The following is an 11,721-nucleotide window of genomic DNA, read 5'->3' as shown; positions in this document are numbered from 1 at the left end:
CGGCCTTTTAAAATTTCTCCAAAGCAAGTCATCAAAACATAAAAATGCCAGGCTCTTGTAATGGCCTGGCACTTTCGTAGGTTATTTTGCTGTTAGTCTTTATCCGGACTGTTTACCTGCATGGTTCCGATAAATTTCTTGTACAGGTACAGCACCGGGCGGTATTTATGATGCACGAGACCGATGATTTCGGCAATTACTTCGAGCATGAGCAGCAAACCGATAACAATCACCACAGAGCCCCATAACGTACTGGATTCAAAAACTACGGCGGCTACGCTGAAAATGATGCTGAGTGCATAGATAACCAGCACGGTTTTTCGGTGCGACCATCCCAGGTTCATCAGACGATGATGCAGATGTCCTTTATCCGGAGCGGAAATCGGCGTTTTGTTTGCCATTCTTCGGATAATGGCAAAGGATGTATCAAACACCGGAACACCAAGTATGATAATAGGTACGACAAAACTGAAAAGCGTGACGCTTTTGTACAATCCCAGCAAGGATAGAATGGAAATGGAGTAGCCGAGAAACAGAGAACCTGCATCCCCCATGAATATTTTAGCCGGGCTGAAGTTGTACATCAGGAAACCTGCCGTTGAAGCAGCGATGATCAATGCCAATGTAAGGATCATCATGTTTCCGTTTAATCCGGCCATGATCGCAATGGTGATCATTACAATGATGGACACGCCTCCTGCAAGGCCATCCAGCCCATCGATCAGATTGATGGCATTGGTGATGGCAATGATCCAGAAAATCGTTGTGATGTATGCCCATGGACCTAAATGAAATGTACCAACAAAAGGTATGGTTATTAATTCAATGGTTAACCCGGTAGAGGCAACCAGAAGGGCGGCAAAAATCTGGCCGACCAGCTTCACTCGAGCGCTTAACTCAAATTTATCGTCAATCATGCCAATCATGACAATAAGAACAGCGCCAACAATGATCCCGGTTAGCTGCATTTCATACAGGCCCGAGACAAAATATCCAACTACCACTCCGAGGAAGATCCCAACTCCTCCCCAGCGGGGCATTATTTTATCGTGAACTTTTCGTTGATTTGGTTTGTCCGTCACACCCAGCCGAATCGCCAGTTTGATAATGAACGGCATGGCGATTGCGACCACTGCGAATGACACCACCGCAGCAATGATCAATTGAACATTCATGTTATCCCTCTTTTTTTAACTCTTCAATGGATTTTAAGCAAGTTCCACCCTGCTTATGTTGCCCAACAACGCCCCATGAAAATTCGCATTCATCTCTTCAGAAATTATATCTCGAAACGGCCATAAACAAAAGTAAAACTATGCTTACAGTTTTGAGTCCTGCTTCATCCCTGGCTTTTTCGTTTAGCCATCTCTTCTTTATTCCACCAAATGAGAGAATTAACGCTACTTTTTAAAAATTTCTGGAAGCAGGAGCAGTGAAGCACTGAGAATTAATCCCACCAGGAGACCTAGTATAGCTTTTCGTTTCGGATTGGCATTCGTGTCTGTTGTATCTACTTTTTCAAGCAGTTTCGGATCTTTTATTTTTAGCATTCTTGTTTTGAGATCAAACAGATATTCTTCTTTTTTGATGGTGCCTTCGCCTGAAACCTCGGTTCCCTCCACCTTTTTAATCTGATGATCAAGGGTTGTTCTCCATTTTTCAGACTGATTGCCGCTCTCGTTCATAAAGGCTTTTACAACAGACTTCAACTGGGTTTTTGCTTTGTTTTTATTCTCATCACTCAAGCTCAGAGTAATGATGGTGTCGGTTTCAGGCACCACCTGAAGCTTTTCTTTCAGCTCCTTTTCCTCATCCTTGCTCAAGCCCTTGACCGACCGAAGAAACTCATTACTCAAAAGATACTCTTTCGCACTGTCTGGGGTATTCAGCGTTGAATTTTCTGCAGATCCCAGTTTTATTTTGGCATCGGCCTGGGAAGTGCCGGGTTCCCTGGACGCTAAAAAATAAGCAATCACAGTGGTTAATATCGGTATCAGCAGCAATAAAATAAAGAACTTTTTAAATCGGTGCCAGATGCTTTCTGTAATTTCTTTCATTTCCTTGTCCATACACTTACTCCCTTACTTCATTGGTCGATATGACTCCTCATTTTGTTTCACTCTCCAGTAATTAATGAAACTCAAGGAGAATGCGAAGAGAAGCCAAAGATAGTTTAATGATATTTGTGAGCTTGGGCTGATGCAGGAAAGCGAAAAAGCGATCATGCCGCCAAGAAGCCCTTCACTGATCATTTTTTCATAGCGGGTATGAGATTGTCTAAAAATGCGGAAAAGCTGCAGGACGACCCACAAATACAAAAGCACATACCCAATAAAAATCAAGGCGCCGTAATTGACCAGGATTTCCATCCACCAGTTATGGACGTTTATGATTCCCTTTGTCGGGTATTCGGCAAAATGCATCAGATAGTATTTGGCGTTTCCTGAACCAATTCCAAATCCAAAGCTTTTCTCAAAAAATAACCATCCGTTTTTGATCAGGTTGGACCGGATATCCACCGAGGTGATTTCTGCTTCCGGAGCATTGGTGGTCAAGAGGGACACCAGCATGCCTTCTACTTTTGAAACAGCAGCCATAAGCTTGGACGGGTACACCATGGCCAAAGCAGCTCCCCCCGCTGCCCCAAGCAGGATCAGAACTTTTTTGACGTTCCGGTTCGTTAAAAAAACAAACCAGAAGAACAGCCCCAGTGGGATGGCAATAAAATTTGCCCGGGATGACGTGTAAACAAGTACATAAAGAGAAACAAGCATCACCGCTCCGCCTGCTGCTTTCAACTGCCATGATTTTGTGCGGTGCACAAAGGCCAGGGTCAGAAAAAAACTGACAGAGAGAAAACTGGCAAAATCGTTTTCGTTCACAAACACAGATGTCGGAATTCCCTTTTGATACTCTGCCACCTGATTGATTCTTGAGATGGCGAGATGGTTGTGTGTTATATGGTTCCAGAGCCCGATAACCGTCAGTACGGCAAACATCACGAGCCAGATCCAGTACACATGTATATATTCCTCTTCTTTATTCAGGAGAAATACCATGAAAAAGATAAGGGAAATACCAATGACGAGAAAGATCAGATCAACGGCCCCCATGGAAAAAGAGCGTGTCCAACTTAATGAAAACAGGGCATACAGCACCCAAAACAAGTGAAAATACAAAGCCGGCTTGATTTTCACCTTGTCCCATTGCAGTCCTTCCTTTTGAAAGAGAGCGAGGTAAAGGAAAACAGGCACCATGACCATATACAGCATCCTGTACGGAAACATGGTGACCGGGCCGGCCGGGATGCTGAGAATTCCGGCTCCCAGAAAGGAAGTGAAAACCAGGAGATAAAGCAGCAGTGTTGTAAAAGGAATCTCCTGGATGACCGGTCTGGCTGCAAGAAAAACGGCAATGAGTATGATGTAGCCCACAAGCGCGCCTGAAAGCAGAACCGGTGACTGGACAGGTACTTTGCCCAGCAGCCAGTTGCCTGCAAACACCGCAAACAGAAGCGCAAGGATGACTTGAGTTATTTTTGATTCAAGAATATTACGCAAATCCGGCATTTATTTCCCCTCTCCTCGCCTTCCTCCAAAGTTGTGTGTTCCTGGCTGTGGTTGAGGAAAACACTGCAGAAGGTTACACTTGGTTTTTGAGCAGCTGATCTTCAGGTACCGACCGGAACTTCCTGGCCGGATGTCCGGCTACCAGGTTTTCGCTTTCCACATCTTTGGTCACGAGGCTCCCGGCAGCAACTGCTGCTTCCTGTCCGATTACCTTCCCAGGAAGAATGGTTGAGTTGGCCCCAATTCTTCCTCCTTTTTTCACGGTAACCCCTTTAAAATGCTTAAAACGTTCCTTTGAACGGGCCATATAGTTATCATTGGTCGTAACGACCGCCGGGGCGATAAAAACCAGATCTTCCAATTCCGAATAAGCCGTAATGTAGGCATTGGTTTCAATCTTGCATTTCACACCGATCACACAGTCATTTTCAACGGCGGCTCCGCGCCCTATAATCGTTTTTTCACCCACCGTTACCCGCTCGCGCACGGTTGCGAGATCAGCAACAAAAACATCATCCCCAAGTTCCGCACTGGCATAAATGATAGAATTGGTTCCAATCGTTACACCTGAACCGATTTGTGCAGGCGGCAAGGTTTTTAACTCCGGCAAAGCCGAATTCTTTGCACGTGCCGGCTGTTTGCCGATCACGGCATTGTCCTGGATGATGCAGTTATCGCCGATTGTAACTCCGTCATAAATGACGACGTTATGCCCGATCATCACATTCTCCCCGAGCTGTACATGTTCTCCGATTACAACGTTTCTTCCCTGGCACACTGTCAATGGATTCACCTCTTTTTCACCTAGGCCTTTATTATGCGTAAGATGTTTCTTTTTTTGCTTTGGCAGGATGGTTGCTGAAATAAGCTGCGATCTGTTCGACCACATACTCCTGCTGCTCTCTTTTCAATTCCGGAAACATAGGAAGAGACAATACGGTTTCGGCTGCTTTTTCGGTTTCAGGCAGGTCGCCTTCCTTGTAACCAAGCTCACTGAATACAGGCTGAAGGTGAAGCGGCTTTGGATAATAAATCATCGAACCGATGCCCTTCTCTTTCAAAAATTCCTGCAAACCGCTGCGGTCAGGCACCTGAATCGTATATTGGTGGAAAACATGGTAGTTGTGTTCTTCCACAAAAGGCGTTACAACCAGATCCCCAAGCTTTTCGTTCAGCAATTCAGTATATACTGCGGCTTTTTCGCGGCGTGCTTCGCTCCATGTATTTAAATGAGGAAACTTCACATTCAAAATGCCGGCTTGAAGTTCATCCAGACGGCTGTTGTAGCCTAAAATATGATGATAGTATTTCGGTTTGCTGCCGTGGACACGAATCACACGCATGGTTTCAGCAATGTCGTCATCATTTGTTATGATCATGCCACCGTCTCCATAGCCTCCCAGATTCTTTGTTGGGAAAAAGCTGTAAGTTGCCGTCGTGCCAAGTTCTCCAACATTTTTTCCTTTGTATTTGGAACCGATGGCTTGTGCTGCATCTTCAATGATCGCCAGGTTATGCTTTTTGGCGATTTCAGCGATTGGTCCCATGTCCGCCATCTGTCCGTACAAGTGTACTGGTATGATGGCCTTCGTTTTTTCAGTAACTGCTGCTTCGATTTTCGCCGGATCAATATTGTACGTTTTTGGATCGATGTCCACGAATACAGGTACTGCACCAGCTCTTGCTACTGCTCCTGCAGTGGCAAAAAAGGTGAAAGCGGGTACGATGACTTCATCCCCTGCTTTCACTCCGCATCCAAGCAGGGAGATATGAAGGGCATCACTTCCGTTCGCTACCCCGACTCCGTATTTTGCAGAGCTGAAATCCGCAACATCCTGCTCCAGTTTTTTTACATTGTCCCCTAGGATGAAACGAGACCCTGACATGATTTCCTCCAGGCTTGCAAAAATCTCCTCTTTCAATGACTGATATTGCTCTGATAAATCAAGCATTGGCACTTTCATTCATGATCCCTCTTTCTTTGTAGTATTGGCTTAGTTTCTTGAAAACTGGTACGACGGAGTTTCCGCTTTACGTTCGCGATAAGCGCAAATATCCAGGAAACGGTCTGCCAGCTTTGTGATGTTATGTTTGTCGTTCACATACCGGTAGCTGCTGCGGGCAATTTCCGATTTTTCTTCCCCACTCAGGTGAAGCAGTTCAACCAGCCCGTCAGCAAACGCTCCCGGCTTTTCGGGAGGTACAGTTACCCCCGCTTTTGCTTCGGCTACGATATCATTGGATACATTGCCTGCAAAAAGGATCGGCTTTCCGACCAAAAGGTAGTCGTTCAGCTTATTAAGGGAAATCCCGTATTTATAGAGTGTGGTGTCCAGCATGGAAACCAGAAGAACATCCGCAAGGTCAAGCGTTGGCATGACTTCCTTTTTAGGAATGCCATCAAAAAAGTAGACATGCGGATATTCACTTGCCAGCTTCTTCAACTTGTCTTTTTCCGGCCCGTCTCCCACAAGTACAAAAGCTGCCTGGTCTGTCGGAATGAACTTCGCGCTCTTTACGACGGTTTCCAGGGAGTTCGCCACCCCATGGGAACCCACATACATGGCGACCTGCCCGTGCTTTTCTTTAATACTCTCAATTTCTTCGCGAAGAGAGCTATTGCCTTCCTTTTCTTCCATACGATCCATATTGATGCCATTTGGAATCACATGGATGATGCTCTCGTCCACACCCATTTCCTTGATATATTCTGCGGCTCCCGGCAGTGTGACGATGATTTGATCTGCTCGTTTATATACGAACTTTTCAATCGCTCCGAACATGAGAACAGCTGGATGGTATTTTGACATGGATCCGAGCTCAATTAAGGTTCTTGGCCATAAATCTCTGATCTCTACAATGTAAGAAGCTTTTTTCCACCGGCTTAAATAATAGGCAGCCAGGCAGGCAAACAAGTGAACCGAGGATCCCACAATGGCGTCAGGCCGTTCCTTCTTCATCATCCCTCTCCACAGGGCCATGAAGAAGAACGAGATCATGTTCAAAATCCGCATAACTCCGTTCCCTTGGTAAGGAAGAGTCCACAGCCACTCAAAAATGACGCCATTCACATTTTCTTTGTAATTTTTCTTGTGCTTGTTTCTCCACACAAACCGGTAAGCCAGAAAGCTGCTTGCGAAAATCCTGATTTTATGGTCTTTTTTTACCAGTTCATGAGCAATGTCATAGTGTCTGGTTATTCCTGTTTCCGACGGTTTTAACGCTACGTGATTTAAAATCCATACCTTCATCTGACTCACTCCATATTAAAGACCTGTTGCCGGCTCCTGCCAGCCTCTCATATAACGCAACCAGTTCCTGGCTTTCTTTTTCCCAGTTGTATTTCTCGATGACCGCTTTTCTTCCGTTCTCGCCCATCTGCCTTGCTTCCTCCGGATGATCCATCAGCCATTTCATCGCATTGGCTATTGCCTCAGCATCCAGCGGATCCACACATAATCCGCATTTGTTGCCGATGACGAAATCCTCCCATAACGGAAAGTTGGAAGCGATGGACGGAATACCGGCAGCCATGTATTCAAACAATTTAATCGGATACGACACCATGTAGCGCGGCTCAGGCCGAATCAAAACTAGGCCTGCGGTGGATTGGGAAAGAACGTCTTTTACCTCGCTTCTTCCAAGCCATCCTTTATGGTCAACATGCTGCCATCCATCCTTCTGCTTCATTTCTTGTTCCAAAGCTGGAGGAGCAAACTTCCCAGCCAGAACCAATTTTCCTTCATCTCCCCGGCCATTGAGGAATTCAATGGCAAGCACCATTTCCTTTATCCCGCGAAGCTCAGTAATTCCGCCAATATACAGAAAGCTGTTATCTTTTCTTCTGTTACGGTCTGCCCTAGGCGAGTTTTCTATCAGTTCTTGCAAGATCGGAAAGTTGTGAACCGTCACCGTATTCGCATTATAGGTTTTGAAGCGTTTGGTAATGGTAGGTGTTGCGGTTACGACGGCATCAAATTTAGCTGCTGCGAATTTTTCCATCCTTCTGACCGATACCGAGATATTTTTTCTGAGCGGCTTTGGAATCCACTGCTTGGACAATACCTGTTCCGGTACATCTTCATGAACGTCGTAGATTACCTTTTTGCCTTTTCTTTTCAGAAGAAGGCCAATGACCATGAGCTCGGGATCATGAAAGTGATACACCTCTGCATCAATCTCAATGGCCGCTCTGTAAACTGATTTTGCCGCATCCACCATACGCTTATAACGGTTGCCTGAGGCTGACGTTATGCCAACTACTTTTACATTATCTATGATTTTATTTTCGGTATTGGGAGCTACTAAATATACATCGTGTCCCGCAAGCGCAAGCGACCGGCATTCTTTTACAAAAATACGGATATCATCTGCGGGATGAACAGAAGTTAAATGACAGATTTTCACGGTGGTTCACTACCTTCAGTTTGTGAGTTTACCATTGGTATGGAAAACCAGACCGGATGGGCCTGGTTTTTTCTTTTGTGACTGTTTTCGTAACCTTGTTTCACTTAGGAGTAGGTTCTTTACGCAAATGTTCCTAAAGTATTTTTATAGCAGGTGGTACGATTTTACTTTGGAAGAGAGTTCTTTCATCGCGTTTCTTGTATCAAACAGCACCGGGCTGTGTTCAGCGATGAGTTCATAATCAAATGCGCTGTGGTCGGTTGTCAGGAGAACAAGATCGGCATTCTCCAGCACCTCTTTGGACAGCTCGTGTGTTTCGACAATGCCTCCCATGTAGCGGAAGGTTTTGACGTGAGGATCAACTACCGTAAACCGGGCGCCCGCTGTATCAAGCTTTTCAAGAATCGGAATAACCGGTGATTCCCTCATATCCTCAATATCCTTTTTGTAGGCAACCCCGAGGATGACAATGTTGGCACCATTCATGGCTTTCTTTTCCTGATTGAGAATCTTCATGCTTCGCTCGAGTACAAAGTCGGCCATGCTGTTGTTGATTTCTCCAGCAGTTTCGATCAGGCGGGTATGATAGTTGTACTCACGCGCCTTCCAGGTAAGGTAGAATGGATCGATTGGAATGCAGTGTCCGCCAAGTCCTGGTCCCGGATAAAAGGCCATGAAACCGTATGGCTTTGTTTTCGCTGCATCAATCACTTCCCATACGTTGATGTTCATTTTGTCGCACAGGATGGCCATTTCGTTTGCCAGGCCGATATTGATATTTCGGAAGGTGTTCTCAAGAATTTTTTCCATTTCGGCAACAGAAGGGCTGCTTACTTCATGAACTTCGCCTTCCAGCACTGCCCGGTAAAGAGCGGAAGCAACTTTAGTACAAGCCGGGGTTACACCGCCGACAACTTTTGGTGTGTTTTTTGTATTAAACACTTTATTGCCCGGATCCACCCGTTCCGGAGAATAAGCGAGATGAAATTCTTTTCCGCACGTAAATCCGGAAGACTCAAGAATCGGGCGAAGCAATTCCTCCGTTGTACCCGGATAGGTTGTGCTCTCAAGCACAATGAGCATGCCTTCGTGGAGGAACTTCGCAATTTCTTTGCCTGAGCTTTCTACATAGGATGTATCAGGCTGGCGATAAATATCAAGCGGTGTTGGAACGCAGATAGCAACTGCATCCACTTCTGCGATCAGTGAATAGTCGGTGGTCGCCCGGATCTGCTTCGTGGAAGTGAGCATTGCCAGTTCCTCATCCACAACGTCTCCAATATAATTAATGCCGTCGTTCACCATGTCAACGCGGCTTTCCTGGACATCAAAACCAATGACCTTATACCCTGCCTTCGCTTTTTCAACAGCGAGTGGAAGTCCCACATAGCCAAGTCCAACCACTCCGATGACTGCTTCTTTTGTTTGAATCTTGTTCAGCAATTGCTGTGTTACATCCCGTTGTGTTCGCTGTAGGGTTTCCATTAGTTTAAAACCTCCTGAGGTTGCATTTTTACCGGCTGATTGCTTTCGGATGATTCATACAATGCGAGGACCAGCTCCAGTGCTTTCTTGCCGTCCTCACCCGTTACAATGGGTTCACGGTTCTCTTGAACCGCTTCGACCATATCCTCGATGATGCATTGATGGCCCGGCTTTCCAAATGGGTCTGCCTTAATGGATTTCATAAGTTCCTCTGTTTCTAGTTCAGTTGTTCCTTCGACCACCCAGTGTTCCACGTTGACTGCGGTTGGTCCGCCAATTTTGATGCTTCCCTTTTCGCCGAAGATGGCGAGGGATTCTTCAAAGTTTTTTGGATAAATGGTGGTGGCTGTTTCGATCACACCCAGTGCCCCGCTCGTAAACCTGACGAGACCGGTGCACACATCTTCTGCTTCTATGTCACGAATGCGGGTTGCGCTCATGCTGAATACCTCATGAACATCACCCATCATCCAGAGCATTAAATCCAGGTTATGAATCGCCTGGTTCATTAGAACACCGCCGTCCAGCCCTTTTGTTCCTCTCCAGGGAGCCTGGTCATAGTAAGCCTGGTTTCTATTCCACCGGACAGTAGCGTTCACGTGGCTGATTTTGCCAAGCTTCCCGCTCTCGATTACTTCCTTCAGCTTCTTCATTGCCGGACGGAACCGGTTCGGATGAACGACTGCAAGTTTTACGCCATTCTGTTCACACGCTTCAATCATTGCATTTGTATCGTTCAATAAAAGAGCAATGGGCTTTTCTACGACAATATGTTTTTTCGCTTCTGCTCCCTGAACGACCAATGACGCGTGAAAGCCGCTTGGTGTGCAAATGTTGATGACATCTATATCCTTGTTGCCCAGCATTTCCGTATAATTCGTGTATGTTCTGGCATTATACGTATCTCTGTAGAATTCCATATTTTCCGGGATGGTGTCGCAGACAGCGATAAGTGCTGCTCCTTCTGCCCGTTCAATGGCTTCTGCATGTTTTTTCGCTATATGACCGCATCCTACAATTGCAAAATTAAGCATCGACAAAACTCCTTCATTCTGGCTTGCTTTTCACTAGATTTCTTCGTTCATTTTATAGTATTTCCAAGCAAATTCAGGTAAATTCTCGGTTAAGAGATTGTTAAGCCGATTTACAAAAACGCGCCGTTTTTACGGCCTTTTTCTTCAAAGGCTTACGCTGTCTGCGATTCGGGATTTACATATTCTTAATAAACAGAAATTAATCGGTACTCTTATCTCGAATTGCATATGAAAAAGCACCCTCCTAAAAAAGAAGAGTGCTATATATATATTCTTGCCTTGTATTCAATTATGTTAAATTCTCGGCGCGTTGCATTTGTCTGACCGTTTCCCGAATCCCTTCGGTCAGCGATATTTCGGGTTTCCAGCCGGAAATGCCCATGAACACTTGATTGTCCAGACAACTGCGGTAAATATCCCCTTCACGCGGCTCGCCATAAACCGGCTCAAGCGGACTGCCCATCTCCCTCGCCATAATCCGGTACAGCTCATTCACGGTAATTTCCTCATTGGAGCTTACATTGTAAATCCCGTTTTCCACCCGCAATGCAGCACAATTGGCACGTGCAATGTCTTCTACAAAAATAAAGTCTCGGGTCTGTCCTCCGTCTCCAAAAATGGACACTTGCTCCCCGTTGAGCAGTTTATCCAAAAAGATTTTAATGACTCCGCCTTCCCCGTCCTTTGTTTGCTTCGGGCCATAAATATTGGAATAGCGAAGAATGGAATAGCCAATACCATTCGCCTCACAAAAAGCCGAAACATACATCTCGCAGGAAGCCTTGGAGACGCCATACGGAGCGGTTGGCATTAGATGTTCACTTTCTTTGAGCGGCACTTGTTCATTGTTTCCATAAACCGCTGCTGTGGAGGCAAAGACAAACTTCTTTACTGAAAGCGAACGGGCCAATTCCAGAATCCGGACCGTTCCCTCAATGTTCAATTGCAAGTCGTTCACCGGATCGACTACAGAAGACGGCACACTGGTCTGGGCAGCCAGATGGATGATGGCATCAATCCCGTAAGGTTCAAGCACCTCATTTAGTGAGGAATCCAAAATATCGCCTTCAATGATCACATCATCCATTTGGACATTGGATGTGCTGCCTGTCAGAAAATTATCCAGCAGAATCGGGTTGTACCCTTCATTTTTCAATGCCTTTTTCGTAAAAGTGCCTACAAAACCGGCACCGCCTGTTATCAATACATTCATGCGCTGTTCCCCC

The 11,721-nt window shown here is 45.7% G+C and carries 10 protein-coding genes; all 10 read right to left on the bottom strand.

Annotation, left to right across the window (positions count from 1 at the left end):
* Positions 1-92 precede the first annotated feature (92 nt).
* The 10 genes from AS030_RS10890 to AS030_RS10845 all read right to left on the bottom strand — a co-directional run bounded on the left by AS030_RS10890 (position 93) and on the right by AS030_RS10845 (position 11,708).
* Positions 93-1,175: a glycosyltransferase family 4 protein gene (locus tag AS030_RS10890; RefSeq protein ID WP_061971866.1), complete on the bottom strand. Its 1,083-nt coding sequence runs from the start codon at positions 1,173-1,175 to the stop codon at positions 93-95.
* A 225-nt stretch (positions 1,176-1,400) separates the two neighbouring features.
* A complete protein-coding gene (locus AS030_RS10885; protein ID WP_061971864.1) occupies positions 1,401-2,069 on the bottom strand; it encodes a hypothetical protein in 669 nt (222 codons plus the stop codon).
* A 12-nt stretch (positions 2,070-2,081) separates the two neighbouring features.
* Positions 2,082-3,569: an O-antigen ligase family protein gene (locus AS030_RS10880; RefSeq protein ID WP_061971862.1), complete on the bottom strand. Its 1,488-nt coding sequence runs from the start codon at positions 3,567-3,569 to the stop codon at positions 2,082-2,084.
* A 73-nt stretch (positions 3,570-3,642) separates the two neighbouring features.
* Positions 3,643-4,362, bottom strand: a complete 720-nt coding sequence (locus AS030_RS10875) for an acyltransferase (protein WP_061971860.1) — start codon at positions 4,360-4,362, stop codon at positions 3,643-3,645.
* 22 nt (positions 4,363-4,384) lie between these two features.
* Entirely contained in the window at positions 4,385-5,533 is a 1,149-nt protein-coding gene (locus AS030_RS10870) for a DegT/DnrJ/EryC1/StrS family aminotransferase (RefSeq protein ID WP_061971858.1), read from the bottom strand.
* A gap of 30 nt (positions 5,534-5,563) precedes the next feature.
* On the bottom strand, positions 5,564-6,820 hold the full coding sequence (locus AS030_RS10865; RefSeq protein WP_061971856.1) for a glycosyltransferase family 4 protein: 1,257 nt from the start codon (positions 6,818-6,820) through the stop codon (positions 5,564-5,566).
* On the bottom strand, positions 6,753-7,976 hold the full coding sequence (locus tag AS030_RS10860; protein ID WP_061971853.1) for a glycosyltransferase family 4 protein: 1,224 nt from the start codon (positions 7,974-7,976) through the stop codon (positions 6,753-6,755). The genes AS030_RS10865 and AS030_RS10860 overlap by 68 nt, the downstream gene beginning before the upstream one ends.
* 144 nt (positions 7,977-8,120) lie before the next feature.
* A complete protein-coding gene (locus AS030_RS10855) occupies positions 8,121-9,461 on the bottom strand; it encodes a nucleotide sugar dehydrogenase (RefSeq protein WP_061971851.1) in 1,341 nt (446 codons plus the stop codon).
* Positions 9,461-10,495, bottom strand: coding sequence for a Gfo/Idh/MocA family protein (locus AS030_RS10850; protein WP_061971849.1), 1,035 nt, complete (start codon positions 10,493-10,495; stop codon positions 9,461-9,463). The genes AS030_RS10855 and AS030_RS10850 overlap by 1 nt, the downstream gene beginning before the upstream one ends.
* Positions 10,496-10,784: 289 nt before the next feature.
* Positions 10,785-11,708 carry an NAD-dependent epimerase/dehydratase family protein gene (locus AS030_RS10845; protein ID WP_061971847.1) on the bottom strand — a complete coding sequence of 308 codons (924 nt, stop codon included), beginning with the start codon at positions 11,706-11,708 and terminating at the stop codon, positions 10,785-10,787.
* Positions 11,709-11,721: the final 13 nt, after the last annotated feature.

Origin of the sequence: Fictibacillus enclensis (assembly GCF_001457035.1) — a bacterium.
GTDB classification, from domain to species: Bacteria; Bacillota; Bacilli; order Bacillales; family Fictibacillaceae; genus Fictibacillus_C; species Fictibacillus_C enclensis.
The sequence above is the reverse complement of the archived record's forward strand: the minus strand, read 5'-3'. Positions and strand labels throughout refer to the sequence as shown.

Coding starts and splice junctions, on each gene's coding strand:
- AS030_RS10890 (WP_061971866.1), bottom strand. CDS start 1,175: ATGAATGTTCAATTGATCATTGCTGCGGTGGTGTCATTCGCAGTGGTC.
- AS030_RS10885 (WP_061971864.1), bottom strand. CDS start 2,069: ATGGACAAGGAAATGAAAGAAATTACAGAAAGCATCTGGCACCGATTT.
- AS030_RS10880 (WP_061971862.1), bottom strand. CDS start 3,569: ATGCCGGATTTGCGTAATATTCTTGAATCAAAAATAACTCAAGTCATC.
- AS030_RS10870 (WP_061971858.1), bottom strand. CDS start 5,533: ATGAAAGTGCCAATGCTTGATTTATCAGAGCAATATCAGTCATTGAAA.
- AS030_RS10865 (WP_061971856.1), bottom strand. CDS start 6,820: ATGAAGGTATGGATTTTAAATCACGTAGCGTTAAAACCGTCGGAAACA.
- AS030_RS10855 (WP_061971851.1), bottom strand. CDS start 9,461: ATGGAAACCCTACAGCGAACACAACGGGATGTAACACAGCAATTGCTG.
- AS030_RS10850 (WP_061971849.1), bottom strand. CDS start 10,495: ATGCTTAATTTTGCAATTGTAGGATGCGGTCATATAGCGAAAAAACAT.
- AS030_RS10845 (WP_061971847.1), bottom strand. CDS start 11,708: ATGAATGTATTGATAACAGGCGGTGCCGGTTTTGTAGGCACTTTTACG.